This window comes from Rhodococcus sp. ARP2, from assembly GCF_001029585.1.
Classification (GTDB): Bacteria; Actinomycetota; Actinomycetes; order Mycobacteriales; family Mycobacteriaceae; genus Rhodococcus_F; species Rhodococcus_F erythropolis.
On sequence record NZ_LEKE01000074.1, the window covers coordinates 1 to 26,513 of the forward strand.

Genomic DNA, 26,513 nt, shown 5'->3' on the forward strand with positions numbered 1-26,513 from the left:
CTCCATCGCCTGTAGGTCGACGCCGGTGGCCGCAGTGGTGGCATCACTGCTGACGTCGTCGAGGCTGTACGGCACGGTTGTGCGGGAGAGCGGGATGACCCGCGCATCGGAGTCGTCGACGACTCCGGCCGGCACGATCTCCAGGTAGCGCTTGCCAAGGACCGTCTTGAGCCTGACAGTCGCCGTGCTCTGGTTTCCCAAAGGCTGGTCCTTGTCCAAGCGGAAGTTGACGACGACGTGGTCGCCGGCAAGGTCGATCGAATCCACTCGGCCCGCGGGAACCCCGGCCACGTAAACCGGATCGGTGTCGGAAAGCCCGCTGGCATTGGCCAACTCCGCTGTGTATGCCGACGTGCGTACGTTGTACCAGAGCTTCGGAATGCCCAAGGCGGCGCCGAGTCCCACCACCAGAACGAAGATTCCGAGACTACCCAGGGCGAGAGCGGTGCCGCTACCGCTGCGACGGCGATCCCCTTTGAACAGGAAGAGCATGATGCCGACGAACACGTCGATCAGCTTGACCAGGAACATCATGAGCACACCGGCGAATGTGTCGGACCGAAGATGTTGGCTTCCATGTCGCCTGCCTTCAGAGTGAAATTGCACAGATACAGGCTGATGAAACTTCCGTAACTTCCGATCTGGTTGGCGGCGTCGGCGAACTGGGGAAGGTTGACGAGAAGTCTGTTGAACTCGTCGGTGCTCGCAATCCAACTCCCGGTGACACTTTCGAGTTGTTGCACGGTCTGACCGAATGCGCCGTTCGACCCGGCCATGATCTGAGCCAACGACGAGACAGTTCGGTTTCCCTGATCCAAGAGCGAGACCAGTTGATCGTTCTGCCCGACGACGGAAGTACTCAGATCGTTCAAACCGTCCAGCAGACCGACCAATTCGGGTTGGCGTTCGTCGACGGAGGTGAGAACAGTGTTCATGTTCGTGAGTAGTTGTGCGAAGACGTCCTGACGGTCGACAAGGCCGGAGCTCATGGTTGCGATCTGGTCGAGGAGGGTGGTCATCGCCTGGCCCTGGCCGTTGAAGGTTTCGACAAAACTTCGCGTGAGCGTGTTCACCTGCTCGGGCTGCAGCGCGGCGAACAACGGTTTGAACCCGTTCATCAGTGCCGTCAAGTTGATCGGCGGTGTTGTCTGCGCCAGCGGTATCGTGTCACCTGGTTCGATCTGTCGTGCGGATACCGTTGTCGCGCTGTCGTCCTGCGTCAGTGCCAGATATCGAGCACCGAGCATGTCGCCGTAGCGCACGGCGGCACGGACATCCGACTCGAGGGAATATTGCGACTCGATTTCGACGTCGACGATCGCCTTGCTCGTGCCGCCGCCGTTGTCGGCAAACGCAACCGAGTCCACGCGGCCGATACGCACACCGGACATCGTGACCGGGTTACCCGGGTTGAGGCCTTCGACATCGGTGAACTCGAACGAATACGAATCAGTGCTTCCGCGAACCGGGACCGACAACGTGTTCGCCACGAACGACGCACAAGCGATGCCGGTGAGACAGAAGAGTGACAACCGAATTACCTGGCCAGGACGGATCTTCACGGGACGGTCACCTCATTTCCCCTGACCATCGGCCCCAACATCAGTGTTGTTGCCGGGTTGGGGGTGTCCGAGCGTTCCGGCGAGCCGCCCAGTAGTTGATCTTCGAGGTATCGCAGCGTGGCCGCTTCGGCTTCGCCGCCCACGACCGGGGCACTGGCGGGTTGTGCAGGCGTCAGGTTGGAGCCTGAACACTGCGCGCCGCGCGAGTCCCCGTACTGCGGGCAATCATCGCCCGTGTATGGGAGCGGTTCGGCGAACGTGGCAACTGCTGTGATGTCGAACTTACCGGTGGCGAAGACCCGCGCGCCCGCGGCGCCGAACGTACTGGCATTGGCGAGGGTGGAACGCAGTCCTCCGGGATTGGCCGCGGTGGTTGCGAGTATCTTTCCGGCGGAATCGATCACAGTGATGATGTTTCGGTTGTTCTCCACGACAAAATCGTCGACGGTAGCGGCGAAGACTGCGGCCGCGCCGATCGAGGACTCGAGATTCGCTCTGTTGGCGACCATGTTGTTCGAGACGGTTGTGGCGGCTGCCAAGGTATCGAGAATGTCGGGGGTCGCGCGGTCCAACGCGTCGACGACCGACTTGAATTCGGGTGTCGATTCGAGGAATTGGTGTGCGGCGGGTGTCAGTACGCCGGACGCGGCACTGAGATTGTCTATCGTGGTACCGATCTCGGCTCCGTTTCCGTCGAGTGCCTGGCCCAGCGCAGTCAGGGCTGTCTGCAACTTCTCGGGCTGCATCGCCGTGAGGACGCCCACCAACTTGGTGTACACGTCGTAGAGCGCAACGGCTTCGGGACCGTCGTCCATGTGGATCTCGTCTCCGTCCGACAGAGTCGTCTGGCCCTGCTCATTCGGACTGTCCACGAGCTGCATGTAGATGTCGCCGAAGAACGTTCGCGGAACGACGCGGGCCACCACGTCGGCGGGAATCTTCGACGCGTCATCGGTCTGAATCTGCAACTGCACAACGGATTCGGCGGTGCCTGATTCGATTTCGCCGATTCGGCCGACGTTGACGCCGTGGTACCGAACCGGAGCTTCACCGCTGATGAGACCGGCTGTGGCTGGAACAGCGACGAAGATGTCGGTGCTCTGCTCGAGGTTTCCCGAACCGCGTAGAACCATTGTCACAGCGGCGGCGACGGCTACCACTACGGCGATCGCGCCGCGAAGGGCGTACACGATCTTTGTGTGTGTAGTGAGTCTGTCCACGGCTCAGACCCCCATTCCCGGGATCTGGGGCACGAGGCCCCACAGCGCGAAAGTCATCAGTACGTCGAGGATTCCGATCGCGAGGATCGCAGTACGGAGCGCGCGCCCGGCAGCCTGCCCGACGCCGGCCGGACCACCGGAGGCATAGTAGCCGTACGCGCAGTGAACCAGCGCGACAACAGCGGCGAACACCACGGCCTTGAGGCCCGAGTACAGGAGATCCTGCGGCGAGATCGCCAGATGGAAGAAGTAGTCGTAAGTACCTGCCGATGCACCGTTGAAGAACACGACGACCAGTCGGGTCGACAGGTAACTGGCGAGCAGCCCGATCATGTAGATCGGGATGACGCAGATCATGGCAGCGATCACCCGCGTACCCGCGAGGAAGGGGATGGATCTGATCGCCATCGAGTCGAGGGCGTCGATCTCGTCCGAGATGCGCATAGCCCCGATCTGGGCAGTGAAACCCGTTCCGACCTTGGCAGCCAACGCGATAGCGACGACAACAGGGGCAAGCTCACGGGTGTTCGCGACCGCAGACAGCATGCCCGAGAGCGAGGTCATCCCGACGAGTTCGAGGCCCCGGTGAGTCTCGACGCCCAACATCATTGCCGCGGCGAGCGACATCGCGAAGACGATCCCGATGGTGCCGCCGCCGGACAGCAAGGAGTTCGTGCCGAAGCTGACCTCGCTGATCTGACCGAGTACGTGCTTGCGGTACTTGGTGAGCGCAAAAGGGATCGATGCGATGGTGCGGACGTAGAAAGTGACGTGCTGACCGAGGGAGACGAGGCCGTCACCTGCGGTTCGCAGGGGTCTGCTCGCTTGACGGGCTCGAACACGGAGATCGACGAGCGACATCAGAATTCACCGACTGCCGGGACGATTACGGTGTACAACGCGGACAACACTGTGTTCACGATGAAGACGAGCGCGAACGCAATGACGACGGCCTCGTTGACTGCGTCGGCAACGCCGCGGGGGCCGCCTTTTGCATGGAGACCTTTGAAAGTGGCCACCAAAGTCGAAGCGAGGCCGAAGATCGCGGCTTTCACCAAAGCCATGACGAAGTCGGACGATCGACCGTATTGGCTGAACGTTGCCATGAACGTTCCGGCCGGAAGATGCTGCACGTAGATGTGGTACAGATAGCATGCGATCACTCCGCCGAAGGTCACCATCGAGCACAGTGCGAGGGAGACGATCACTGCCGCAACCAATCTCGGAGCTACCAGGCGTTCGATCACATCGATGCCCATCACTTCCATGGCATCGATCTCTTCGCGAATCTTTCGCGAACCAAGATCGGTGCAGATCGCCGACCCGGCAACACCGGCCATCATCAACGCGCACACCAGTGCTGCGGCCTGTCCGACGATGATGAATGCCACGACGGCGCCCGAGTAGCCACCGGCACCGATGCGGCCGGCCAGTTCGCCGACCGACACCGCGATGAAGACACCGATCGGAATCATGAGGAGCAGCGACGGACCAGTGCTGACGCGACCGATGAAGAGCGTCTGAGTGACCGTCTCGTGCAACGAGAGTCGCCTGCGGAGGATTGCCGTGAACAGGCCGAACAGTGCCTGCACCGAGAATCCGATCAGATAGCCCCCCTGCAACGCTACGTCTCGTACCGGGCCTTTCGGGGCTGGTAGCTCGTACGTCATCTAATTGAATTCCTTTGCAGATCAACATGGTTCAGCACGAAAGTCGAACTGTTCGGACGCTGGCGGTCGAGCGAACTGCTTGTGAAGCATCTCACACATATATGTGACGTGGCAAGCATTATGTGAACGAAAATTCTCGGGGGAGTTTTCGGTGTAACAGCGACGGTCAGCGTGTTGACGTGCCAATATGAGTTCTGTCGGGTGGTGTCCTCGGCTTAAGTTCATCGAAATTCCGGAAGCCGTCGTCCGATGTCCCGGTCGGGGAGAGGGGGCCGCTTCGAGCGGTGACCCTACCCCTGGTTTCGACCACAGGGCAAGGCTTTGTTAACGAGGATTCTCTCGAGTTTCAGTGTCGATGATCGGGGCGATGCAGTTGACGGCAACCTGGAGTTAGGGAAGCTAGCAGCGTATATAGAACGTGGCTACAGTGGAAATCTCGAAAGTCTCCGATGGCGGGAACCGATTATGATTATGCTCATTCGCAAAAGGATCGGTTTGGTGTTTGGTGGGGCTGAGAGAGGGGGTGCGCGAGTGAGCCCGAGACAGCAGTCTGTCGATGCGCAGACAGTTGACGAACAGACCTCGCGTGTAATCCTTCGAGCGGCGGGATCGGAGTCGGTCAAGCGACGTCCGAAGGACCGCAAGGCGAAGATCGCCGCTGCGGCTGCAATTGCGTTCAGCGAACGGGGATATCCTGCCGTAGGCGTCGAGGATATTGCGTCGTCCGTCGGTATTTCGGGTTCGGCACTCTATCGGCATTTTCCGAACAAGTATGCGATGTTCCGCCACGCGGCACTGGAATTGACCGACGCGCTCGAGAGTGCACTCGATGCGGTCTCCGTCGCCGCCGATGCAACTGACCGGGAGTGCCTACGCGAGGATTTGCTCGCTGTGATCCGAACGACGGTGCGTAATCGGCGCACAGCCGGGATCTACCGGTGGGAGAGTCGGTTTCTCGACGCTGCCGATCGGAAATCGGTCCGAGCTCAGGCAGCTGCTGTCAATCGCCGAGTTGCACTGCATCTTTCACGCTCCGAACCGCCGGCGAGTACTCGTGCCGAAACCATCCTCACCTCAGCGATGTTCAGCGTGATCGGCAGCATCACCGCTCACAATCTGATACTGCCCCAACGTCGGATGGAGCAAGTTCTTCTCGACGCTTGTCTGTCGATCGAACACGGTGGGAGTGCAATTACATCGCGGCGGTCGGAGCAAACTGTGTCGACGCGGTCGGTGACGACGAACAAGCGTGAACGTCTGCTGCAGGAAGCCGTGCGGCTCTTCGATTCTCGCGGTTACCACGACGTCAGTATCGAAGAGATCGCAGCCGCTGCGGGTTTGAACGCTTCCGGGATGTACCGCTACTTTCCGAGCAAAGCGGAACTTCTCGGGGCGGTGTTCTATCGAGCGGCAGACCGTCTGGACCTCGCGACGGCAGCAGTGTTCGAGTCTGCGACGTCGCCGGAGGAAGCGCTGCGCGCACTGTCGGCGATGTACGTGGAGTTGTCGTTTGCACAACATGAATTGATGTCGGTCTATTTTTCCGAGATGAACAACCTTCTGCCGGGACATCGAAGCGATCTGAAGAATCGGCAGAAGCTGTACGTGGTCGAGTGGGCGCGGATACTTCGCGAAATTCGCCCCGACCTTTCGGCGATAGAGGCGAAGTTCCTGGTTCACGCTGCTTTGAACCTGGTCCCCGACATCGGACGCTTGATGAAGTTCGATGTTGCAGCAGAAAACGCCTCCACACTTCAGACGTTCATGTCAGCAGTTCTCTTCGGCTGCCCGGCTTCGCCGCCCTGAACTTCTCGCCGCCCTGAACTTCTCGCCGCCCTGAAACTTGTCGGACGGCGTGCGTAGTGTGGTCGGCTATGAGCGAAGTCGTGTCTCTGGCAGCTGCCCGCCGAATAGCGCTCGCCGCTCAAGGGTTCGGCAAATCACACCCGGCAACGGTGACGCGGCGCAATCTGGTCAGCGTGATGGACCGGCTGCAGGTCTTGCAGATCGACTCGGTCAACGTTTTCGAACGCAGTCACTACCTGCCCGTTTATGCGCGACTGGGCGCCTACGACAAGTCCAGGCTTGATCAGCTGACCTTCTCCCCGGAGTCGGGGTACCTCGAATACTGGGGACACGAAGCGACGTTCCTGCCGGTGGACATGTGGCCACTCTTTCGTTGGCGCATGGACCAGTTTCGTGACAAAGCTTTGAGCGACAAGAACGGATGGGCGTCTGATCGGCGCGACTTCCTCGACTGGTTGCGCAACGAACTGCGTGAAAACGGTCCGATGGCGGCGAGCGAAGTCGAGCATGAAGCGAATACACGCCGCGGCCCGTGGTGGGGGTGGTCGGACGTGAAAGTCGGGCTGGAGACTCTGTTCCGGTGGGGCGAAGTGGTATCCGCGGGTCGCGCAGGATTCGAACGTCGATACGGCCTTGCCGAACACATGCTCGCGCCCGAGATCCTCGATGCGAGGATCGATCGATCGGACGCGATCCGTGAGCTGGTGCTGCGTGGTGTGAAGGCCCACGGACTCGGTACGCTCGACGATATCGCCGACTACTTTCGGCTGCCGAGCGCTGAGGCACGAATTGCCTTGCGTGAGATCGAAGACGCCGGCAATGTACGCAGTGTTTCGGTCGAGGGCTGGGAGCGTCGTGGCAAGCCTCGCGAGGTATGGATTGATCCACAGGCAAAGCGTCCAAGGTCGATCCGAACCGAGGCTCTGTTGTCGCCCTTCGATCCGGTAGTGTGGGCGCGCGATCGAGCGTTGCGGCTCTTCGACTTTCACTACCGGATCGAGATCTATACTCCCGCACACAAGCGGGTTCACGGCTACTATGTGCTCCCCGTGTTGATCGACGACAATATCTGCGCGCGAGTCGATCTCAAGAACGACCGACAGAACCGTCGGCTACTCGTGCGCGCTGCTTGGGCCGAGCCCACCGCCGATGCCGACACTGCACCGCGTCTGGCCGAGCTCCTTCGTAGAACCGCAATGTGGCAAGGCTGCGACACCGTAGTCGTGGAGAACAATGGAACATTGGCATCAGAGCTGGCCGCTGTGATGGCCGGCGACGAGGTGGATGCGGTGGGCGCGCGCTAGGTCAATCTGGAACGGTGAGTCTCCCGTCGACTGCAGCTCGGTTGATGGAATCTCTTAATGCCGAACAAGTTCCGGTGCGAATTTTCGGCGACGCCTTGTCTTCGCGATACTCCGAACACACGTTGTGCGGATCCGATCGCCATTGAGTCGAGGTATGTTGCCAGCTGTTCTTCTCGACGAGGACATATGTTCCACACCTCTCGCAGTCCACTGGTTCCATGGTCACTGCGCTGCTCCTGCACGGCGTGCGAGGTTGTCTGCAACCTCCTGTTTCCACACCTCGATGGGTTTGCTTGTATCCATCTCGAATTCGAAGCGATCGATCATCTCGGGCGTGACGTCGGCGACGTCGACGTAGAACTGTTCGTACCACCGCCTCAGTTGGTAGACCGGACCGTCCTCGGTGCAGAGTAGTGGGTTGTCGATGCGGGTCTTGTTCTTCCAGATCTCGATGTCCTGCTCGAATCCGACGCCGATGTAACCGATCATCGCGTCAACGGTTTGGTCCGCTATCCCGGCGGGAAGTTCCTCGGTCTTCTTGACGGTGATGCCGTACATCAGGACAAACTTGTTCGGGCTGACCGGATAGTGGCAGTTGATCAAAACCGAATCCACCTTGAACGTTTCGTACTGGTACACCAGATCATCGATCATGAACGACGGTCCGTGATAGGCGGCCACCGAGAAGTTCGAGACCAACTTCGGCACGTCGGGATCCGTCCAGGTCACGATGTCGTCGCGGTTGATACCGCTCTGCTCCTGGATGGCGACATGCCCCTCGAAGACGTTCTTGAAGTAAGTGGGAAACGAAAAGTGCACGTAGAAGAAGTGCGCCATGTCCACGACGTTGTCGACGATTTCTCGACAGTTGGTGTCGATGACGATTGACTTCCATACCCAATCGGTCCATTCGTGGTCCGGAGTCTTGATTATCGGTATGGCGACTTCGGCCGGAGGCGGATTGCCTTCGGGGTCATGCCAGACGAAGAGCAGTCCGTCTTGTTCGAGGGTGGTCCAGGCGCGGGTTTTGGCAAGCGGTGGAACGCGGCGTGCATAGGGGATCGCGGTGCATTTGCCGTTGCCGCCCCATCGCCAGTCGTGGAAGGGGCAGGCGACTGAATCGCCCTTGACCGTGCCCTGACTGAGGTCGCCGCCCATGTGACGGCAGTAGGCATCGAGGACCTTCAATTCGCCCTGGCTGTCGGCAAATACGACAAGCTTGGTGCCGAAGGCCTCGATCGGATGTGGGTTCCCGTCGTGGAAATCCGTTGCAAGTCCGAGGCAGTGCCATCCGCGGGCAAAACGTTCGGGCGCAGCGCCCTCGTCGATCATGCGGATCTCGTCGACTTCGCCGAGGTCCGTTGTGGTCGTCACGTCTGTGGTCAAAACGTCGTCCTTTGTTCAGTGATCTGTGTTGGCCACTGTGGTGAGGAGTTGGTCCAGGTTCAACGGGGGTAACCGGTGATCGGTATAGCTGCAGGTGGAGTGGCCAGGCAGGTTTGTCTCCCGCACGGTGGGAAATGCCCTGGCGGTTCGTCCGGTGAAGGCCCAGATTTGCAGTCAGCAGAGCACGCCCAGCGCTGTCCTCTCGACGGGCGGATCACCGAAACGGAGACGCCATGTCGGTCGGACCGATCACAGAAGAGCCCATCCCTATGTCAACCCTCGACAGGTTGGCGATGGTGGTGGATTGCTTTCGTGACACGCCGCGGTTGACGCTGGGCGAGGTGGCCCGTCGAACCGGGATTCCGCGATCATCCGTGCACAGGATGCTTCTGAAGCTAGTGAGGATGGATTGGCTTCGCAGAGAAGGCCTCGAGTACGAAATCGGCGACAAACTCGGCGATCTTGGGGCAATCTCGTTGTATCGAAACAAGTTCGAGAGGGTGGTGGTGCCGTTGTTGTACAACCTGCACCTCGTCACCAATCAGGCCGTACATCTCGGGGTCCTCGAGGGAAGCAACGTGCGATACCTTCAGAAGATCGGCAGCCAGGCGATACCTGACCTCCAGACAGGCGTCGGCTCTCGCATCCCGGCGCGATCCTCGGCAATCGGCAAGGCACTCTTGGCAGCGGGCCGCCGTTCGACGGTCGCGCAGCATTCCGCAATAGCCAACCATCGGTACGGTGTCGTATTCGGTACGTGTACTTCGGGTCTCGGCTGCATCGGTGTGCGGGTGGGTGCGCTGGGTGAAGCGGAAGTCGGTCTGTCGATCAGCGGCCCACTCGTTCGAGGCAAGATCGACGATCGACACGTTGCACCGGTACAGATGGCCGCGGTGGCAATCTCCCAGTATTTCGAGGTGCCGGGTGGTCGTCACCAGCAGACCGGTTAGCTCGGAAATGCGCAGAGTGCGCCTCCTCCGACTCCGCGTAAAGCGCAGTGGGGGAGACGCACTCGGATGAATCTGCGTCAGCGAAGAGCCGCGAGCGCGTCGATACGCTTGGCCGCGTCCTCCATGATGTTCTCGATCAGTTCCTTGCAGCTGGGCAGATCGTTGATCATTCCGACAACCTGACCCGAGGCAAGCACGCCGGCTTCCGTATTGCCCTCGACCAGACCGGCCTTGAGCAACATCGGGGTATTCGCCGCCATGATGATTTGCATCAGCGTGCGGTCACCCGAGCGCTTCATCGCGATTCCGTCCTTGGCGAGGGTTGACCACTTCATGCCGGTCATTGCCTTGAACTTCATGGCGTTCTTGGCGGCAGCGATCAAACCGGTTGCGTAGCTGGAACCTTCGAGGCTGTTGACCAGGTCGGTGTTGAGTACACGATGAGGCATGCCGTCGACCTTGCGTGAGACCGTCGTATCCGTCAGTCCACGCTTGAGGTATTCCTGCTTGACGGAGTCCGGCACCGAAGAGTCGCTGGTGAGCAAGAAACGCGTCCCCATGGCGACACCGGCAGCGCCGTACGCCAACGCTGCGGCCAGCCCGCGGCCGTCGAAGAATCCGCCACCGGCGATGACCGGAATATCGACCGCGTCGAGAACCGAGGGGAGAAGCAATGTCGTTGCCACACCGCCGGTGTGACCACCACCTTCGCCGCCCTGGACGATGACGGCGTCCGCGCCCCAAGATGCAACCTTGACCGCATGCTTCGCGGCACCGATCGACGGTACGACGACGATGCCGTGGTCCTTGAGCTTGGTGATCAGTTCCTTCTTGGGAGCCAAGGCAAACGACGCGACCTTGACGCCCTCACGGATCAGCAGGTCCGCGCGCTGCGGCGCGTCGGTGGCGTCGGCACGCATGTTGACACCGAACGGCTTGTCCGTGAGCTGCTTCGTCTTCTTGATCGCGTGCTCGAGCTCGTCGTAGGTCATCGTGGCCGAAGCCAGGATGCCGAGACCGCCCGCGTTGGCCGTCGCCGACGTCAGTGCTGGCCCGGAAACCCAGCCCATGCCCGTCTGCACGATCGGGTACTCGACACCGACCAGTTCGGTCAGTGCTGTCTTCAGAGTGGGGGTCATGCCGAGACCTCACGGTCCCGGAGGTTGCGCGGATCGAGGGTCTCGCGAATGAGGTGGAGCTCTTCGGCGGTGGGGTCACGGGTGATACCGGCCTCGGCGAGTCCGGCTACCTCGAACGAGGTGTTCTCGGCTACCTCTTCGGCGGTGACGCCGGGATGGAGGCTCAACGCGCGGAAGGTGTTTCCCGGTCCACCGAAGTCGAAGACACCGAGGTTGGTGACAACGCGGGGGATGTTCAGGTACTTGTATGCCGGGTTCTCGGGATCGATCTGGTCGTAGCCGACACCGCACACCACGTCGACCTTGTCGACGAACACTCGCTTGGAGTGCTTGGGGACGAAGTAGCTCGTCGCGTGGTTGATGGTGTTACCCGGGGCGCCGCGCACACCGAACATCTGACGCGTCGGCTGCTGAAGCGGGCCGAAGGCGGAGAGGTTCTGGTTGCCGTGGCGATCGAGCTGATTGGCGCCCATGACTACGTGGCGACGGCCCGAAGCGACGACGTCGAACACCTTGCGGAAAGGCATCCATCCTTCGATGGGGCCCTTCGTTCCGACGGCCGGAGTGTCCTCGAGGATGAGGGCTTCACCATCGGTGATCAGCAGGTCGGGTTCGGTGGTGAGTCGAGCCAGGCGAGCACCGATGGTGGACGACGTAGACATCGGGCTGGCCATGATTTCGCCTGCACCGGAGAAGATTTCAGCGCACGCGAGAACAACGTACTCTGCGCGGGTGACGGTGGATTCGCTCATTTTGCCTGCTCCCCTGCCTTTGATGAATCGGCAAACTTCTTTACTGCGGCTTGGTAGTCCTCTTCGCTGCCGGAGAGGAAGGTGTCGACGAACGTCTGCCACGACTCGGGGGTCTTGGCGGCCTCGGCGTAGTGACGCTGGAACTTCTCGTCGCGGCCGTAGCTTTCGCCCGCCAACGTGAAGTGGGCACCGTTCGGGGCCTCGACGACGGCGTCGACCATCATGCGGTTGAGCAGAAGATTCTGCAGTGGAACGGATTTGACCAGTTCCTCGGTCTCGACAATGCGTTCGACGGAGACGTAACGCTTTTCGGCGGCCATGCAGTACAGGTCGTCGAAGTACGGGTCGACACCGTTGTACGCGGCATTGCCGTGCTTGTCACCGAGATTGAGGTGAACGAACGACGCATCGAGGTTGAGTGCAGGCATCGCGATCAAGGTCTCGGAACGGCCGTCGGCCTCGGGGTACGGGGAGGTGACGGTCTTGAGTTCGTCGCCCCAGAAGTTGCGAACGTCCGAACCCAGGCCTGCGCGGATCGGGAGGAAGGGAAGGCGAGCGGCAGCGGCTTCGAGGCCGCACTTGACCATTCCCTCGTCCATCTCGCGGACTTCGATCTCACCGGCAGTGCGCGCCTTGGCAAACCACGGATCGTAGAACGGTGCGGAGTCCAGGGACACGAAACCGTAGTACGCCTTCTTGACCTTGCCGGCCGAGCACAGCAGCCCGAGATCCGGTCCGCCGTAAGTGACCACGGTCAGGTCCTTGATGTCCGAACGCAGAATCGCACGCACGAAGGCCATCGGCTTGCGGCGAGATCCCCAGCCGCCCAAGCCGATCGTCATTCCGCTGCGGAGCTCGCCGACTACCTCGTCGAGCGACTTCGTCTTGTCACGCTTGCTAGTCATGTTTGTCTCAGCCTTCCTTCTGGGTTGCGTTCTCGCGCGGCTTGCCGGTGGCGACGAACTCGTCGCGGTGTTCGTCGGACACACCGAGGAGGTTGAGTTCGAAGGTGTAGCCCTGCTCGAGGCGGTAGCTGCCCTTGACGTCGACCGGGTCGATGCCGTTGATGGCTTCCTTGGCGCACCGGATGATGCGGGTGTCCTTCGCGGCGATCTTTGCGGCGATCTCGCGAGCGCACTCGTCGAGCTTCTCGCGCGGGACCACGTCGTAGACGCTGCCGAACTGTTTGAGTGTGTGGGCGTCGACGCTCTGTGCGGTGTAGTAGAGCGTGCGCATCATGTGTTGCGGCACCAGTCGTGAGAGGTGTGTGGCAGCGCCGAGTGCGCCGCGGTCGACCTCGGGGAGGGAGAAGATCGCGTCGTCGGAAGCGACGATCACGTCCGCGTTGCCGACCAGTCCGATGCCACCGCCGACACAGAATCCGTTGACGGCCACGACGACGGGTACAGCGCAGTCGTAGACGGCTGCGAAGGCCGCGGCGCAACCGCGGTTGGCGGCGACCAGTGCGTCGAATCCCTCGGTCGCCTGCATCTCCTTGATGTCGACGCCGGCGTTGAATCCGCGTCCCTCGGCTCGCAGGATCACCACGTGAGTGTTGAGATCCTTGCCCGCGTCGAGGATGGCGTCGGCAAGCTCGAACCATCCCTTGGACGGGATTGCATTGACCGGCGCGTAGTCGATGGTGACCGTGGTGATGCCGGTTCCGTCGGAGGAGGTGCTGATGCCCATATCGGGATTCCTTACGTCTGTGTACCAAACCAAGCGATTGCTTGGTAAGTTAGCACACAAGCGGAGCCGACAAGCCCGAGCAGAGTGCATTAGGAGACAAATATGAGTGGATTGGTCGACGGACGCGTAGTCATCATCACCGGGGCTGGTCGCGGGATCGGACGTGCGCATGCCTTGGCGTTTGCTGCCGAGGGCGCCAAGGTCGTCGTCAACGACATCGGTGCGGGTGCCGACGGTTCCGAGACCGGTGAGAGTCCGGCCGAGCAGGTTGTCGCGGAGATCATCGCCGCCGGTGGCCAAGCAGTGGTCAACGGAGACGACGTCGCCGACTGGGCGGGCGCCGAGAATCTGATCAAGACCGCGATCGACACCTTCGGTGGCCTGGACGTACTCGTGAACAACGCGGGCTTCCTGCGGGACCGCATGCTGGTCGGCATGAGTGAAGGCGAGTGGGACGCGGTGATTCGCGTGCACCTCAAGGGGCACTTCGCGCCGCTGCGTCACGCTGCTGCCTACTGGCGCGCTGAGGCCAAGGCAGGCAAGACCGTCGACGCACGCATCATCAACACCAGTTCGGGTGCAGGACTGCAAGGTTCGATCGGCCAGGGTAACTACGCTGCGGCGAAGGCCGGTATCGCCGAGATGACCATCCAGGCCGCAGCCGAGCTCAAGAATTACGGCGTCAGTGTCAACGCGATCGCGCCTGCTGCGCGCACGCGCATGACCGTCGGCGCGGGTGGGGCGATGGCCGAGTCGATGGCAGCTCCCGAAGAGGGCTTCGATGCCATGGCGCCCGAGAACATCTCGCCGCTGGTCGTCTGGCTCGGTAGCGCCGAGTCCAAGGACGTCACGGGGCGGGTGTTCGAGGTCGAGGGCGGAAAGATCACCGTCGCGGAGGGCTGGCGTCACGGCCCGAGCGAGGACAAGGGTGACCGTTGGGACCCGAAGGAGATCGGGCCCGTCGTGGCAACGCTGTTGGAGAAGGCGGAGATTCCGACGCCGGTGTACGGAGCGTAGGGCCTCCGGCCCCGTGAGTGGTTAAGGAGTGCAGGGACTCCTTAACCACTCACAGGTGGTGTGCCGGCTACGCAGGCGCCCGAACCACCAACACGGTGCCAGGGAACTCTGCGGCGAGCTCGCGCCGAGAATGCTTCACGCAGGCTGTGCCGTAGCCCTTCTTGCGAGATTCCGGCGCGATCCAGATCGCCACGTTGACCTCTTGGCCGTCGAGTTCGCCGAATACCAGGCCGACGCTCTTCGAGCCGTCACCGGAGACGTCCTCGGCGACGAACCAGGCAGCGGTCTCGTCGTCGATCCGGCCGAGGCCACCGACGCGCTCAGCTTCGATCCGATCCTCGCTCCACGGCTTGCCGTCTTCGCCGAGCTGCTCGCCCGAACGAATCGTGAACAGCGACTTGTCTTCTGCGCTGTCGCTGAACGGACGCAGGGTGAAGTTCTGCCCGCTGCTCGCGGGACGATCGAGCGTCGTCCATTCGAGAGTGGCGTCGAGATTCTCCAGCTCGCCCTGGATGCGATCGCGCGCAGCCTTGGTGAGCGCACTGAACTTGAGGCTCAGAACTGCTTCGGCATTTGCTTCCGACGTGCCGAGCAGTTCCGCGACGGTGGTCAGTGCCTCCTGGTGGTCCTTGCTGTCGACCACTGCGTCCAGCACCTCGTGGCGACGCTCCAGCGCACGCACGAGGGCTGAGGTGATCTCGCGTCGGTCCAGGATTTGATCTTGAATATGCGTCGTCATATATGCGACTCCTTGCTGTGTTCGAGGCTCTGTCGAAACGCCGTGCGGACCGTACGAGTCAATAGTGCTCCAACTCGCTCGTTATGGCACGTGTTCAGCCTCCGGTGCGGCGAACGAGCCGTTCGTAGCGCTGGCGGGCAGCTTGAGTGCTGCCGAGCCCGAGTCCGAAGGCAATATCTTGCCAGGTCATGCCCCGTTCGCGGGCAATTCCGAGGAACAGCGCTTCCAGCTGTTCCATTTCGGCTCGGGCCTTGGGAATCAGAGTCAACGCAGCCATGACATCGGCGTCGTCGACCTCGGGTTCGTTCGGCTGCGGTGTGTCGGTGCCGCCGGCAAGACGAGCCACGACGCGCACCGCGCCGTAGGGCTCGAGCATCTCCGGATGAGATTGCCGCGCGCGCTGGCTTTGGGTCGCGCCGTGGCGCTCGCTGATCCGAAAGAGTCCGGCGTACTCGCGATGTGCGCGTTCGCGGCCGGAATCGATCGGTCTGAACTGGTCATCGGTCATGAACCCAGGCTGGCACTAACCCGGGCCGATGTAAATGTTTTGTTGTAAACAGTCCGTTTATTTCTTCAGCGGCTCGCACACGATGACGGGAATGATCCGGTCGGTCCAGGCCTGATAGTTGTCGAAATCCGGATACATCGCCGTCAACATCGGCCACAGCCGAGCGCGCTCGTCCTCGGTGGAGACGCGGGCTTTCATCGATCGGATCCGAGACTTGATCTGCACCGTCACCACCGGGTCCGCCTTGATGTTGAGGTACCACATCGGGTTCTTCGGAAGACCACCTTGCGACGCCACCAGAATCACGTTTTCGCCGTCCTCGAGGAACAGCAACGGACTGATCCGCTCCTCGCCGGATTTGCGACCGGTGGTGGTGAGCAGGCAGATCGGCAGCCCGCGTGGGAACGCGCTGCCGACCCGCCACTTGCTACCCAGCCGCCCGTCGGTGGCGCGATACATGGCGACGTTTGCCTTCGACATCCACTTGATGATCTTGACCGTCGCCGGAGCGTCGAGTCCCTTGGGTTTAGCTGGGGGAGTAGTCATCTCAGATACGCTCGATGATGGTTCCGGTGGCCAGCGCGCCGCCGGCGCACATCGTGATCAGAGCCGTCGAGCCGTTGCGACGCTCGAGTTCGTGCAGTGCGGTGGTGATCAGTCGAGAGCCCGTGCTGCCAACCGGATGGCCGAGAGCGAGCGCGCCGCCGTTGACATTGACGTTGTCGAAGTCAGGTTCGTGTACCTGAGCCCAGGACAGTGCGACGGACGCGAATGCTTCGTTGATCTCGAACAGATCGAGGTCGCCGATCTTCATTCCGCTCTTCTCCAGGACACGGCTGGTTGCCTGCACCGGTCCGTCGAGGTGGAATTCCGGTTCCGAGCCGACCAGCGCCTGGGCGATGATGCGGGCTCGCGGCTTCAACCCGAGTGCGCGGGCCTTGTCCTCGTCCATGAGCAGGACTGCGGCCGCGCCGTCGGAGATCTGGGAAGACGTTCCGGCCGTGTGAATCCCGCCTTCGAGGACGGGCTTCAGTCGGGCTAGGGACTCGGCCGTCGTATCGCGCAGGCCCTGATCGCGATTGACGAGCTTCGTCTCGCCCGTGAGGTTTCCTTCCTTGTCGACCTGGGGCGCCGAAAGTTCGAGAACCTCGCGGTCGAAACGCCCTTCCTCCCAGGCCTGCTTGGCCAGCGCCTGCGAGCGGACACCGAGGGCTTCGATGTCGTCGCGGGTCAGTCCGCGTCGACGCGCGATGCGTTCCGCTGCTTCGAACTGGTTGGGCATGTCGATGTCCCACGTCGCAGGCCGACGCGGTCCGGCCTGATCGCCGACGTTTGCGCCGAGGGGAACCTGGCTCATGGCTTCGATGCCGCAGGCGATGCCGGCGTCGATGGCGCCGGTGGCGATCAGACCGGCGATCAGATGGTTCGCCTGCTGGGCCGAACCGCACTGGCAGTCCACGGTGGTTGCGCCGGTCTGCCACGGAAGTCCGGCGTGCAGCCAAGCCGTGCGCGTGATGTTGTTGGACTGAGCGCCGGCCTGGGTGACGCAGCCGCCGATCACCTGCTCGATCAGCAACGGGTCGATTCCCGACCGGTCGAGAACGCCCTTTTGTGCCGCTCCGAGGATCTCGGCGGCGTGCAGACCGGCGAGCCAACCTCCGCGCTTGCCGATCGGTGTACGGACAGCCTCGACGATTACTGGTGTGCCCACAGCGGGCTCCTTTCCTTGTAATGAAAAAGTAGAACAGGTTCTCTGTGGGAAGCAAGACCTGTCGACGTTTCCTTTCCTAGTAAGCAGGCTTGTGTTTCAATGAGAGTAGAACGTGTTACACATCACGGATCCCCATCACCCCTGTGATGAAAAGGCTTAGGGCAGGAGACATCAGTGGCACAGCCCGCATTCCCCGAGGGAATCGACTTCACGGACCCCGACATCTACGCGGAACGCATGCCGTTCGAGGAGTTCGCCGAACTCCGGAAGACGGCCCCCGTGTGGTGGAATCCGCAGCCCCCGGAAATCGGTGGATTCCAGGACGAGGGCTTCTGGGTGGTCACCCGTCATGAAGAGGTCAAGGAAGTCTCGCAGCGAAGCGACATCTTCTCGACCCACGAGAACACTGCGATTCCTCGCTTCGCCGACGACATCCCGCGCGAGAACGTCGAGATGCAGCGATTCATCCTCATCAACAAGGACGCTCCGGAGCACACCAAGCTTCGCAAGCTGGTTTCGCGTGGATTCACCCCGCGAGCCATCAACAGCCTGCGCGAAGAACTGACCGAGCGCGCCGAAAAGATCGTCAAGACTGCGGCTGCCGGTGGTGCCGGAGACTTCGTGGTTCAGGTCGCGTCCGAACTTCCGCTGCAGGCAATCGCCGAGCTTCTCGGTGTGCCGCAGGAAGATCGAATGAAGCTCTTCGACTGGTCCAACCAGATGACGTCCTACGACGATCCTGAGTTCGACATCGACCCGCAGGCAGCGTCGATGGAGATTCTGGGATACGCGTACCAGATGGCGGATCAGCGCAAGAAGTGTCCCGCCGATGACATCGTCACCAAGCTCATCGAAGCTGACATCGACGGAAATGAGCTCTCCCCAGAGGAATTCGGCTTCTTCGTGATTCTGCTTGCGGTCGCGGGTAACGAGACCACTCGCAATGCCATCACACACGGCATGGTTGCCTTCCTCGACAATCCCGACCAGTGGGAGCTGTACAAGAAGGAACGCCCGAAGACTGCGGCCGACGAGATCGTTCGTTGGGCCACCCCGGTGACCTCTTTCCAGCGCACCGCGCTCGAAGACACTGAACTCGGGGGACAGAAGATCAAGAAGGGCGATCGCGTCGTGATGATGTACGCGTCGGCCAACTTCGACGAAGACGTCTTCGAGAACCCCACGAAGTTCGACATCATGCGTGACCCCAATCCGCACCTCGGATTCGGCGGCACGGGTGCGCACTTCTGCATCGGCGCCAACTTGGCTCGTCTCGAAATCGATCTGATCTTCAACGCGATCGCCGATCACCTACCCGACATCACCAGGCTCGGCGATCCCCGTCGCCTGCGCTCGGGCTGGCTCAACGGCATCAAAGAGTTTCAGGTTGATTACAAGACATCGGGCTGCCCGGTCAAACACTGATCCGGACATATACTGACCTGGTAACCGGCGAGTAGGTTCTGTGTAGGTTTTCGGGAGTTGCCTCTGCACTCTCGAACACGCAGAACTACAGTAGACGTTCCGGGGGGCCACTAGTTGGCAACCTGGAACTGCGGCGGCGTCTGCGGGATCCCTCATCTCCCGTAGGCGCCGCCGTTTGTAGTTCAATCTCTAATTCAGCCGCCGTATGGCTTGGTGATCGCTTCCAGGAAATGTCCCGACGGGTCGAGGAAGTAGACCCCACGCCCACCGTCGTTGGTGTTGAAGCCGGTACTCGACTGGCGCGGATCGGCCCAGTGATCAAGTTTCAACGCCTGTATCCGCTGGTAGATGCCGTCGAAGTCATCTTCGGAGACGAGGAAAGCGTAGTGCTGAGACGCAACCTCGGCGCCCTCTTCCACCTGTGCAAAGTCCAGTGTCACCCCGTGCTCGAGTTCGACGCCGAGAAAGTAGCCGGCCTCGACCGGGCCTGGCAGACCGAACATGTGAGTGAAGAACCACGCAGACTCTTGTCGGTCTTTTGCGGCGATGATGGTGTGGTTGAACGAAATGGTCATGAGTGACCCCTTGCAGTACGACGCCTCCATGCCTGACGCAGTCCGTCATCGACACGCGACGTTGGCAACCAGGAAACCATTTCAGGGTTCTCGGTGCAAGTACGACAGGCTGATTCGAATACGACGAGAGCGGCCCCGGTCGATGACCGGGGCCGCTCTCGTACTGTGGGTTCTCAGGCTTTGCGTGCCGTCTTCATCGCACGGTCCACTTCCCAGAATGCTCGAAGTGACGCGATCTTGCCTGCGTCGTTCACGCGATAGACGAACACGCCCTCGGCGTCGATGATCGAGCCGCCGATGGTGGTCCGGATCTTGCCGATGTTGACGTTCTCGTTGCCGCACACCAGTGAATCGTCGATCAGAAACTCGAGCTTGTCCGCGGTCGCGATCGTCATGTCGTAGAACTTGGAGATCGCTTCGCGGCCGTGATGGCCTTTGCCCTCGGGATCGAATCCCGACGGCCCGACCGGATCCTCCACCCAACCGTCCTCGGCGAAGAGGTCCAGCCAGGCTTCCTTGTTCTTGCCACTCGCTGCGGCGCGCGAAGCGTTACCCGCGACGCGGGCGGGGTGTTCGTCAGTCATCGCGACTCCTCAGTTGATGTACTGCTCGGCGAACTTACGCATCGAATCCTGCTTTGCCTCCAGCGGGGCATCGAAGCCGATTCCGTCGAAAACCCAAGGTACGGTGATGATGTCCGTGACGCCGGCATCTTCGAGTTCTGCGTAGCCGTCCTTGCCGAAACGGTCGATGCACACCGTCTGGATTTCGAACGGCTCGTTCTCGCGGCCGTACTCGGCGCGCAGTTCGCGTAGTCGTGCGATCACACCCACCAGGTCGTCGAACTTGATCATCGCCGAGGTCCAACCGTCGCCGACTCGCGCAGCACGCTTGAGTGCCACCTCGGTGTGGCCGCCGACGTAGAACGGAACCGGCTTGGTGGGAGCTGGACTCATCTGCAGGCGATCGAAATCGAAGAACTCGCCGTGATACTCGACCATCCCGCCGCCGAGAATAAGTTTGAGAACGTCGATCATCTCGTCCACTCGGGCGCCGCGACGCTTGTACGGAGCGCCGCACCACTCGAACTCTTCAGGAGCCCAACCGATTCCGACGCCGAAGCCGAAACGGTTGTTCGTCAATGCCGCTACAGATCCGACCTGCCGCGCGAGCAGGACCGGATTGCGGCTACCCAGCTTGAGCACCTGGGTGTAGAACTCGATCTTCTCGGTCACCGCGCCCATTGCAGCTGCGGCGATCAGCGGATCGACCCAGGGGGTCTCGGCATTCCACATCCGAGACCCGTCCGGGGTGTACGGGTAATCCGCCGCCTGCGTTTCCATGAAGAACAGTGAATCGGGGAGAGCGATCGACGAAAAGCCGCATTCTTCGGCCGTTTTGGCGATACCGGCTAACTGGTCCAAGGGGTTCATGGCAACCCCGACGGTGTACTTCATCTTCGGCCTCTTCCTGATCGGCGTGTGTGCTGCTGTTACGTGGTGGGACGTTCGGAGCCGACGACCCACATCGAGAAGTACTGCGAGCCACCGCCGTAGGCATGGCCGAGAGCCTTGCGCGCGTCGGCCACCTGGTGATCGCCGGCGCGGTGCATGACCTGCATCGCCGACTCGGCAAAACGGATCATGCCCGAGGCGCCGATCGGGTTGGAAGAGAGAACACCGCCCGAGGCATTGACCGGGAGCTTGCCGCCGATCGCGGTTTCGCCGGCCTCGGTCAGCTTCCAGCCCTGGCCTTCCTCCGCGAAACCGAGGTTCTCGAGCCACATCGGCTCGAACCACGAGAACGGGACATAGATTTCGGCGCAGTCGATTTCGTTGAGCGGATCGGTGATTCCCGCGGACTTCCACAGCGCGGCCGCGGCGTCACGGCCGGCCTGCGGATTGACCTGATCGCGTCCGGCATAGAAGGTCGGCTCGGTGCGCATGGCGGTTGCGTGGATCCACGCGACCGAACGACCCTCGGCCTCGACCTGTGCGGCCGCTTCCTCGTTGCCGATCACCAGAGCGCACGCGCCGTCCGAGGACGGGCAGGTCTCGTCGTAGCGGATCGGATCCCAGAGCATCTGAGATGCCTGCACCGATTCGAAGGTGATGTCCGGCTGCCGCAGGTGCGCATACGGATTGAGGCTGCCGTTGAGCCGATCCTTCACCGCGACGAGGTAGCCGATGTGCTCCGGTGCGCCCGATCGACGAATGTACGAACGGACGTGCGGGGCGAAGTATCCACCGGCGCCGGCGCCGACAGGCATGTTGAACGGTACCGGTGTGGACAGCGCCCACATGGCGTTCGACTCGGACTGCTTCTCCCAGGAAACCGTCAGAACCCGCTTGTGGACACCGGATTTGACCAGGCTGGAGGCGACGATAGCCGTCGACCCACCCACCGAGCCGGCAGTGTGAACACGCAGCAACGGCTTTCCGTTGGCGCCAAGAGCATCCGACATGGCGAGTTCGGGCATCATCGAACCCTCGAACAGGTCGGGGGCCTTTCCGATGACGACGGCGTCGATGTCGTCCCAGCCGACGTTGGCGTCGAGCATCGCGGCGTCGATGGCTTCACGAACCAGGCCCGCCATCGAGACATCATGACGCTTTGCGACGTAGTGAGTTTGGCCGGTGCCGAGCACGGCCGCGAGTTGAGGCGTTCCGGCCATCAGTTCCGTCCCTCCAAGACTGCTACCAGGTTCTGCTGCAGCACAGGGCCGCTTGTTGCATGGGCCAGAGCGCGATTCGCCTGGCCGTCGAAGATTGCCTTGGCGGCGTGGCCGATTCGTTCCAGACCACCGGCGAACAGTGGGTTGCCGCTGAGCGGACCGCCGGACGGATTGATCGTGGTGGCGTCGGTCAGGCCGATCGCTTCCTTCAAGATCAATTCCTGGTGAGTGAACGGTGCGTGCAGTTCGGCGACGTCGATGTTGCCGACCTCGCCGCCCGTTGCCGCCTTGGCTGCCGACGTAGTGGACGGCGACGTGGTCAGGTCACGTGCACCCAGGTTGGGGGAGTCGATGCGATGCTCGAGTCCGGTGATCCACGCCGGCCGATCGCAGAGATCGCGGGCGCGATTACCCGAGGCCAGGACGATTGCTGCCGCACCATCGGTGATGGGTGCACAATCGTGTGCGCGCAACGGATCTGCGAGGAACGGGCTGGCGAGTAGTGCCTCGATGTCGACCTCGCCCGCGAGCTGAGCCTTCGGATTACTCAGCGCGTGACGACGGCTGCGAGCGGCAACCTCCGCCATGTCCTCTTGCGTCCACTTACCCGCGTCGAGTCCGAGTCGGGCTTGAAGTCCGGCGATCGAGACGGAGTCCGGCCACAGCGGAGTGACGAGGTACGGATCGAGCTGCATGGACAGGATCTTGCGCAGGTGCCCGGCGGAGGATTTGCCGAAGCCGTACACCAGCGCGGTCTCGACCTCGCCGGTCAAGATCTTGATCCACGCTTCGTAGAAGGCCCACGCAGCATCCATCTCGACGTGAGATTCGTTGATCGGCGGGACCGCTCCGATGGAGTCGATGGCCGAGATGAAGGAGAACGCTCGTCCGGCCAGGTAATCGGAAGATCCGGAGCACCAGAAGCCGATGTCGGACTTGGTGATTCCCAGATCGCTGTAGAGCTGCTGGAAGCACGGGACGAGCATCTCGACGCCGTTGGTGGTGCCGTTGGTTTCGCGGACGTGGGGTGCCTGAGCAAAGCCCACGACTGCGATGTCTGCAGAAGTCATTTCAGGAGCCTCACAGGTGGTGTTGGAAGGTGGAGTACTCGGCGTCGGGTTCACCTGTCGGCCGGAAGTATTCGATGTTCTCGAGGGTGTAACCCCACTCTTCGCGAGGCTTCCACTTGGCTTCGACGCGCATGCCCATGCGTACGTCCGCGGCATCACATTCGAGGATCAAGTGCAGGAACGGAATGTCGGCTCCGTCGAGAAGCACGTAGGCGGCCACGTAGGGAGGTTTGATTCGCTGCCCGAGGAACGGGACGTTGACGATGCAGAAGGTGGTGACAATTCCCTTGTCGGGCAGTTCGATCTGCTCGCTCGTCGGCTTCCCGTTGGTGGGATTCGCGCCGCGCGGTGGGATGTAGATCTTGTCTTCGGGTCCGCTGCGACCACCGATCAGCTTGCCTTCTGCGAGACCACGGAGGTAGAAACTCTCCTCGGCCGAGGCGGAATGCATGAAGTGCAGGTCGACAGGCGTCGTGATCATGGTGACAGGATTGGCGGTGGAATCGACTGTCGCGATTCCATTTTCGCTCTCACCTGGTTCGAAGCACTCGATGTCCTTGATCTGCCCGATCCGCTCCGACGCCCAGCGAGCACGAACCCGCAGGCCGGTGCTGATGTCGTCGGGGGAGTCGACGTCGACCGCGTGGAGCATGGACGTGTCCGCGCCGTCGAGCTTGATCAGGGCCCACGCGAAAGGCTTCGTCAGGGGTTGACCCTCGATGGGTTCGGGCATCCACGTCCAACTCACGACCGTTCCGCCGTCGGAGACTCCGACGAAGTCGGTCAGTGGTTCGGCCGTATCCGGATCGAATTCCGGTGGCGGCACGAAGACACGACCGTTCGACCCACGTGCGCCGATCACCTTGCGATCACGCAGGGCAGTCACGAACGCGCCGATGGTCGGTCCCGTCGATCTGGTGTAGTCGAAATGGAGATTCAATGGTGCGCTCAGGGGCTTGTCGGCCACCCCGCTCTTTCCGATGGTCACAAGATCGAGTAGAACAGGTTCTAGAGATTGTGGCAAGAGTCACTTCTGATCACCGGCAATGTGGAGGCCTGCGATGAAGCTTGGGTTGCAACTCGGATACTGGGGCGCACAGCCGCCGGCAAACGCCCCGGAACTGATCGAGGCAGCGGAAGGCGCGGGATTCGACGCGGTCTTCGCGGCGGAGTCGTGGGGCTCGGACGCATTCACCCCGCTTGCCTGGTGGGGATCTCGGACCGAGAACGTCCGTCTCGGCACGTCCGTCGTACAGATTTCGGCACGAACACCGACCAGCTGTGCCATGCACGCGCTCACTCTCGATCACCTCAACGGTGGGCGAACGATCCTCGGGCTCGGCGTATCCGGCCCGCAAGTCGTCGAAGGTTGGTACGGCCAGCCATTCGAGAAGCCGCTCGCGCGCACCCGCGAATACGTCTCGATCGTGCGCCAGGTCCTCGCCCGTGAAGCGCCCGTCACCAGCCCCGGCCCCCACTACCCTCTGCCGTATGCGGGACCGGGCAGTTCGGGACTTGGCAAGCCGCTCAAGCCCATTACGCACCCGCTGCGTGCGGACATCCCGATCTGGCTCGGCGCCGAAGGGCCGAAGAACGTCGCGCTCGCCGGTGAAATCGCCGACGGGTGGCTGGCGATCTACTACACCCCGCGCCTGGCCCCGATGTACAACAAGTGGCTCGACGAAGGCTTCGCTCGCGCCGGGGCCCGTCGTAGTCGCGAAGACTTCGAGGTGGCCGCCACGTGCCAGGTCATCGTGACCGACGATCGTGCCGCCGCCATCGCCGCTCTCAAGCCGATGACCGCCCTCTACGTCGGCGGAATGGGCGCCCCGGAGTTGAACTTTCACGCGCAGGTCTACAAGCGGATGGGCTACGAGAAGGAGGTCGACGAGATCGGTCGCCTCTTCATGTCGGGCCGCAAGGACGAAGCTGCTGCCGTCGTCCCCGACGAGATGGTCACCGAGACCATGATCATCGGCAACGTCGACGAGGTGCGCGCAGACGTGAAGCGTTGGGAGGAAGCCGGAGTCACGATGCTGCTGGTGACCTGCCGCGACGCCGACCATGTGCGAGAGCTCGCGGCCGCGGTGGGTGGTTGAGCGGGGCACCCCCCCTTTTTCGAGCGGGACCCCCACTTTTTGTGAGCGAACGGCACGTTCAGCGCATCTGAGGCGCTCAACGTGCCTTTCGCTCGCCGAAAGTTATCCACAGAGCCGCCAAAACCCCAGGTCGCCGCCGGGGCCCGCGCTGATGCTCGAGTCATGCTGCAACCATGCGGCGAGGAACGTGGGGCGATGATCTGGACGCGATTTACCGCGTCAGTCGAAGCGGAGTGATCCGAACGGCGGAGTTGGCGCGATTGGGCGTATCCAACTCCGCAGTGCACACCCGGTGTCGGGTAGGTGGACCGTGGCAGCGCATATTGCCGGGGGTCATTCTGCTCAGAAATGGTCAACCGACGCCACGTCAACGATCGATCGCTGCGCTCATGTTGAGCGGTGACGAGTCTCTGCTGACGGGGCGATCTGCCATGTCGGAGTACGGATATCGGACGCACGCCGGGGATGTGCAGGTGCTCATCCCCATCGACCGTCGAGTTCAATCAGTTGGATTTGTCACGGTGGAGCGCACTATTCGACTGCCTGAGCCGGAGATTCGCAACGGACTGCGCTGTGCGCCGCTGCCGCGGGCACTACTCGACGCTGCGAGGCGGTGCAAGGCCCTCGATCCCACACGGGCACTCATTGCTGAGGTCGTTCAGCGTGGCGACGTCTCGGTGCGCGAACTTGCGAAGGAACTCGAGGCGGGTAGCAGTCGGGGTTCCGCGCTACCTCGGGTCGTGTTGCGCGAAGTGAACGCGAACGTCCACTCGGTTCCGGAGGTTCACGCGCGAAAACTGTGGCAGCGGAGCGGGCTGCCGGAAATGTTGTTCAACCATGAGATCCGGGATGCTGACGGAGACTTCATCGCAATTCCGGACGGATGGATCGATTCGGTTGCCTTCGCGTGGGACATCGACTCCTTGGAATGGCATGCCGCGCCGACGGACTACAAGCGCACGGTGGAACGCCGGACGCGAATGCAGAATGCGGGAATCATCGTGTTGCCGACGGTGCCCAGTGCACTGCGAACGGACTCTGATCGTGTGATCGAGGACCTGCGTGCGCACTACAGATTGGCGCAGTCACGTCCCCGGCCGCACGTGTTTGCGAGGTCGAGGTGGGTGAAATTGGACGAAACCGGCTGAGCGAAAGTGCCTTTCGGCGCACTGAAGGCGCCGAAAGGTACGTTCGCTCGAAAAGGGGGTGGGTGCTGT

At 61.8% G+C, this 26,513-nt stretch carries 27 protein-coding genes; 7 read left to right on the plus strand and 20 right to left on the minus strand.

The window, feature by feature from the left end:
- The 5 genes from ABX74_RS19930 to ABX74_RS19950 form a co-directional block, all read right to left on the minus strand.
- Nucleotides 1–531 (minus strand): MlaD family protein (locus ABX74_RS19930; protein ID WP_047889544.1); only part of this gene is annotated, 531 nt, incomplete at its 3' end.
- The gene (locus ABX74_RS19935; protein WP_047889538.1) at nucleotides 531–1,562 is read right to left on the minus strand and encodes an MCE family protein; all 1,032 of its coding nucleotides are present in this window, start codon (nucleotides 1,560–1,562) and stop codon (nucleotides 531–533) included. The genes ABX74_RS19930 and ABX74_RS19935, both read right to left, overlap by 1 nt.
- The gene (locus tag ABX74_RS19940; RefSeq protein ID WP_223257970.1) at nucleotides 1,559–2,752 is read right to left on the minus strand and encodes an MCE family protein; all 1,194 of its coding nucleotides are present in this window, start codon (nucleotides 2,750–2,752) and stop codon (nucleotides 1,559–1,561) included. Before ABX74_RS19940 ends, ABX74_RS19935 begins: the two co-directional genes overlap by 4 nt.
- 33 nt (nucleotides 2,753–2,785) lie before the next feature.
- Nucleotides 2,786–3,643, minus strand: coding sequence for an MlaE family ABC transporter permease (locus ABX74_RS19945; RefSeq protein WP_003945491.1), 858 nt, complete (start codon nucleotides 3,641–3,643; stop codon nucleotides 2,786–2,788).
- Nucleotides 3,643–4,452 (minus strand): MlaE family ABC transporter permease, encoded by an 810-nt coding sequence (locus ABX74_RS19950; protein ID WP_019746964.1) that lies wholly within the window; start codon nucleotides 4,450–4,452, stop codon nucleotides 3,643–3,645. Before ABX74_RS19950 ends, ABX74_RS19945 begins: the two co-directional genes overlap by 1 nt.
- Nucleotides 4,453–4,983: 531 nt before the next feature.
- On the opposite strand from ABX74_RS19950, the gene ABX74_RS19955 reads away from it, so the two are divergent.
- Both ABX74_RS19955 and ABX74_RS19960 read left to right on the plus strand, forming a co-directional pair.
- Nucleotides 4,984–6,258: a TetR/AcrR family transcriptional regulator gene (locus tag ABX74_RS19955; protein ID WP_053062059.1), complete on the plus strand. Its 1,275-nt coding sequence runs from the start codon at nucleotides 4,984–4,986 to the stop codon at nucleotides 6,256–6,258.
- A 68-nt stretch (nucleotides 6,259–6,326) separates the two neighbouring features.
- A complete protein-coding gene (locus tag ABX74_RS19960) occupies nucleotides 6,327–7,562 on the plus strand; it encodes a winged helix-turn-helix domain-containing protein (protein ID WP_021332418.1) in 1,236 nt (411 codons plus the stop codon).
- Nucleotides 7,563–7,784: 222 nt separating this feature from the next.
- Here the strand turns inward: ABX74_RS19960 and ABX74_RS19965 are convergent, their stop codons facing one another.
- Entirely contained in the window at nucleotides 7,785–8,894 is a 1,110-nt protein-coding gene (locus ABX74_RS19965) for a Rieske 2Fe-2S domain-containing protein (RefSeq protein ID WP_047889546.1), read from the minus strand.
- A 323-nt stretch (nucleotides 8,895–9,217) separates the two neighbouring features.
- Here ABX74_RS19965 and ABX74_RS19970 point away from each other — a divergent pair, with 323 nt between their 5' ends.
- Nucleotides 9,218–9,898: an IclR family transcriptional regulator gene (locus ABX74_RS19970; RefSeq protein WP_223257971.1), complete on the plus strand. Its 681-nt coding sequence runs from the start codon at nucleotides 9,218–9,220 to the stop codon at nucleotides 9,896–9,898.
- Nucleotides 9,899–9,975: 77 nt separating this feature from the next.
- Here ABX74_RS19970 and ABX74_RS19975 read toward each other — a convergent pair whose 3' ends face one another.
- From ABX74_RS19975 to echA20, 4 genes are read right to left on the minus strand one after another with little or no spacing between them, the layout of a single operon-like run.
- On the minus strand, nucleotides 9,976–11,037 hold the full coding sequence (locus ABX74_RS19975) for an NAD(P)H-dependent flavin oxidoreductase (protein ID WP_047889539.1): 1,062 nt from the start codon (nucleotides 11,035–11,037) through the stop codon (nucleotides 9,976–9,978).
- Entirely contained in the window at nucleotides 11,034–11,789 is a 756-nt protein-coding gene (locus tag ABX74_RS19980) for a CoA-transferase subunit beta (RefSeq protein WP_019746968.1), read from the minus strand. The genes ABX74_RS19975 and ABX74_RS19980 overlap by 4 nt, the downstream gene beginning before the upstream one ends.
- On the minus strand, nucleotides 11,786–12,694 hold the full coding sequence (gene ipdA / locus ABX74_RS19985) for a cholesterol ring-cleaving hydrolase subunit IpdA (RefSeq protein WP_047889540.1): 909 nt from the start codon (nucleotides 12,692–12,694) through the stop codon (nucleotides 11,786–11,788). The genes ABX74_RS19980 and ipdA overlap by 4 nt, the downstream gene beginning before the upstream one ends.
- 7 nt (nucleotides 12,695–12,701) lie before the next feature.
- Entirely contained in the window at nucleotides 12,702–13,478 is a 777-nt protein-coding gene (gene echA20, locus ABX74_RS19990) for a (7aS)-7a-methyl-1,5-dioxo-2,3,5,6,7,7a-hexahydro-1H-indene-carboxyl-CoA hydrolase (RefSeq protein WP_003945611.1), read from the minus strand.
- Nucleotides 13,479–13,580: 102 nt separating this feature from the next.
- Between echA20 and ABX74_RS19995 the strand changes: the two genes are divergently transcribed.
- Complete coding sequence (locus ABX74_RS19995; protein ID WP_020906294.1) at nucleotides 13,581–14,495, plus strand: SDR family oxidoreductase; 915 nt, start codon at nucleotides 13,581–13,583, stop codon at nucleotides 14,493–14,495.
- A gap of 67 nt (nucleotides 14,496–14,562) precedes the next feature.
- Here ABX74_RS19995 and ABX74_RS20000 read toward each other — a convergent pair whose 3' ends face one another.
- The 4 genes from ABX74_RS20000 to ABX74_RS20015 all read right to left on the minus strand — a co-directional run bounded on the left by ABX74_RS20000 (nucleotide 14,563) and on the right by ABX74_RS20015 (nucleotide 17,453).
- On the minus strand, nucleotides 14,563–15,234 hold the full coding sequence (locus tag ABX74_RS20000) for a GNAT family N-acetyltransferase (protein ID WP_019746972.1): 672 nt from the start codon (nucleotides 15,232–15,234) through the stop codon (nucleotides 14,563–14,565).
- 94 nt (nucleotides 15,235–15,328) lie between these two features.
- Complete coding sequence (locus ABX74_RS20005; RefSeq protein ID WP_021342917.1) at nucleotides 15,329–15,742, minus strand: hypothetical protein; 414 nt, start codon at nucleotides 15,740–15,742, stop codon at nucleotides 15,329–15,331.
- Between the two features lie 57 nt (nucleotides 15,743–15,799).
- On the minus strand, nucleotides 15,800–16,288 hold the full coding sequence (locus ABX74_RS20010) for a nitroreductase family deazaflavin-dependent oxidoreductase (protein ID WP_029254509.1): 489 nt from the start codon (nucleotides 16,286–16,288) through the stop codon (nucleotides 15,800–15,802).
- Between the two features lies 1 nt (nucleotide 16,289).
- Entirely contained in the window at nucleotides 16,290–17,453 is a 1,164-nt protein-coding gene (locus ABX74_RS20015) for a steroid 3-ketoacyl-CoA thiolase (RefSeq protein WP_019746975.1), read from the minus strand.
- Nucleotides 17,454–17,627: 174 nt separating this feature from the next.
- Here ABX74_RS20015 and ABX74_RS20020 point away from each other — a divergent pair, with 174 nt between their 5' ends.
- Nucleotides 17,628–18,878 carry a cytochrome P450 gene (locus tag ABX74_RS20020; protein ID WP_003945573.1) on the plus strand — a complete coding sequence of 417 codons (1,251 nt, stop codon included), beginning with the start codon at nucleotides 17,628–17,630 and terminating at the stop codon, nucleotides 18,876–18,878.
- 194 nt (nucleotides 18,879–19,072) lie between these two features.
- Here the strand turns inward: ABX74_RS20020 and ABX74_RS20025 are convergent, their stop codons facing one another.
- From ABX74_RS20025 to ABX74_RS20050, 6 genes are all read right to left on the minus strand, one after another.
- Nucleotides 19,073–19,453, minus strand: coding sequence for a VOC family protein (locus tag ABX74_RS20025; RefSeq protein WP_020906296.1), 381 nt, complete (start codon nucleotides 19,451–19,453; stop codon nucleotides 19,073–19,075).
- A gap of 173 nt (nucleotides 19,454–19,626) precedes the next feature.
- A complete protein-coding gene (locus ABX74_RS20030; RefSeq protein WP_019746977.1) occupies nucleotides 19,627–20,037 on the minus strand; it encodes a nuclear transport factor 2 family protein in 411 nt (136 codons plus the stop codon).
- Nucleotides 20,038–20,046: 9 nt separating this feature from the next.
- Nucleotides 20,047–20,910, minus strand: coding sequence for a TIGR03619 family F420-dependent LLM class oxidoreductase (locus ABX74_RS20035; RefSeq protein WP_019746978.1), 864 nt, complete (start codon nucleotides 20,908–20,910; stop codon nucleotides 20,047–20,049).
- Nucleotides 20,911–20,945: 35 nt separating this feature from the next.
- The gene (locus tag ABX74_RS20040; RefSeq protein ID WP_003945946.1) at nucleotides 20,946–22,127 is read right to left on the minus strand and encodes a thiolase domain-containing protein; all 1,182 of its coding nucleotides are present in this window, start codon (nucleotides 22,125–22,127) and stop codon (nucleotides 20,946–20,948) included.
- Complete coding sequence (locus ABX74_RS20045; RefSeq protein ID WP_047889541.1) at nucleotides 22,127–23,197, minus strand: thiolase domain-containing protein; 1,071 nt, start codon at nucleotides 23,195–23,197, stop codon at nucleotides 22,127–22,129. The genes ABX74_RS20040 and ABX74_RS20045 overlap by 1 nt, the downstream gene beginning before the upstream one ends.
- Nucleotides 23,198–23,207: 10 nt before the next feature.
- Nucleotides 23,208–24,185, minus strand: coding sequence for a Zn-ribbon domain-containing OB-fold protein (locus ABX74_RS20050; RefSeq protein ID WP_047889542.1), 978 nt, complete (start codon nucleotides 24,183–24,185; stop codon nucleotides 23,208–23,210).
- A gap of 73 nt (nucleotides 24,186–24,258) precedes the next feature.
- Between ABX74_RS20050 and ABX74_RS20055 the strand changes: the two genes are divergently transcribed.
- A complete protein-coding gene (locus tag ABX74_RS20055) occupies nucleotides 24,259–25,296 on the plus strand; it encodes an LLM class F420-dependent oxidoreductase (RefSeq protein ID WP_019746980.1) in 1,038 nt (345 codons plus the stop codon).
- 173 nt (nucleotides 25,297–25,469) lie between these two features.
- Complete coding sequence (locus ABX74_RS20060; RefSeq protein ID WP_047889543.1) at nucleotides 25,470–26,444, plus strand: hypothetical protein; 975 nt, start codon at nucleotides 25,470–25,472, stop codon at nucleotides 26,442–26,444.
- The last annotated feature ends 69 nt before the right edge of the window (nucleotides 26,445–26,513 follow it).

Excerpts from the sequence above, each read along its gene's own strand:
- ABX74_RS19945 (WP_003945491.1), bottom strand. The coding sequence starts at position 3,643 with ATGTCGCTCGTCGATCTCCGTGTTCGAGCCCGTCAAGCGAGCAGACCC.
- ABX74_RS19950 (WP_019746964.1), bottom strand. The coding sequence starts at position 4,452 with ATGACGTACGAGCTACCAGCCCCGAAAGGCCCGGTACGAGACGTAGCG.
- ABX74_RS19960 (WP_021332418.1), top strand. The coding sequence starts at position 6,327 with ATGAGCGAAGTCGTGTCTCTGGCAGCTGCCCGCCGAATAGCGCTCGCC.
- ABX74_RS19965 (WP_047889546.1), bottom strand. The coding sequence starts at position 8,894 with ATGATCGACGAGGGCGCTGCGCCCGAACGTTTTGCCCGCGGATGGCAC.
- ABX74_RS19970 (WP_223257971.1), top strand. The coding sequence starts at position 9,218 with ATGTCAACCCTCGACAGGTTGGCGATGGTGGTGGATTGCTTTCGTGAC.
- ABX74_RS19975 (WP_047889539.1), bottom strand. The coding sequence starts at position 11,037 with ATGACCCCCACTCTGAAGACAGCACTGACCGAACTGGTCGGTGTCGAG.
- ABX74_RS19980 (WP_019746968.1), bottom strand. The coding sequence starts at position 11,789 with ATGAGCGAATCCACCGTCACCCGCGCAGAGTACGTTGTTCTCGCGTGC.
- ipdA (WP_047889540.1), bottom strand. The coding sequence starts at position 12,694 with ATGACTAGCAAGCGTGACAAGACGAAGTCGCTCGACGAGGTAGTCGGC.
- echA20 (WP_003945611.1), bottom strand. The coding sequence starts at position 13,478 with ATGGGCATCAGCACCTCCTCCGACGGAACCGGCATCACCACGGTCACC.
- ABX74_RS19995 (WP_020906294.1), top strand. The coding sequence starts at position 13,581 with ATGAGTGGATTGGTCGACGGACGCGTAGTCATCATCACCGGGGCTGGT.
- ABX74_RS20000 (WP_019746972.1), bottom strand. The coding sequence starts at position 15,234 with ATGACGACGCATATTCAAGATCAAATCCTGGACCGACGCGAGATCACC.
- ABX74_RS20005 (WP_021342917.1), bottom strand. The coding sequence starts at position 15,742 with ATGACCGATGACCAGTTCAGACCGATCGATTCCGGCCGCGAACGCGCA.
- ABX74_RS20010 (WP_029254509.1), bottom strand. The coding sequence starts at position 16,288 with ATGACTACTCCCCCAGCTAAACCCAAGGGACTCGACGCTCCGGCGACG.
- ABX74_RS20025 (WP_020906296.1), bottom strand. The coding sequence starts at position 19,453 with ATGACCATTTCGTTCAACCACACCATCATCGCCGCAAAAGACCGACAA.
- ABX74_RS20030 (WP_019746977.1), bottom strand. The coding sequence starts at position 20,037 with ATGACTGACGAACACCCCGCCCGCGTCGCGGGTAACGCTTCGCGCGCC.
- ABX74_RS20035 (WP_019746978.1), bottom strand. The coding sequence starts at position 20,910 with ATGAAGTACACCGTCGGGGTTGCCATGAACCCCTTGGACCAGTTAGCC.
- ABX74_RS20040 (WP_003945946.1), bottom strand. The coding sequence starts at position 22,127 with ATGGCCGGAACGCCTCAACTCGCGGCCGTGCTCGGCACCGGCCAAACT.
- ABX74_RS20045 (WP_047889541.1), bottom strand. The coding sequence starts at position 23,197 with ATGACTTCTGCAGACATCGCAGTCGTGGGCTTTGCTCAGGCACCCCAC.
- ABX74_RS20055 (WP_019746980.1), top strand. The coding sequence starts at position 24,259 with ATGAAGCTTGGGTTGCAACTCGGATACTGGGGCGCACAGCCGCCGGCA.
- ABX74_RS20060 (WP_047889543.1), top strand. The coding sequence starts at position 25,470 with ATGCGGCGAGGAACGTGGGGCGATGATCTGGACGCGATTTACCGCGTC.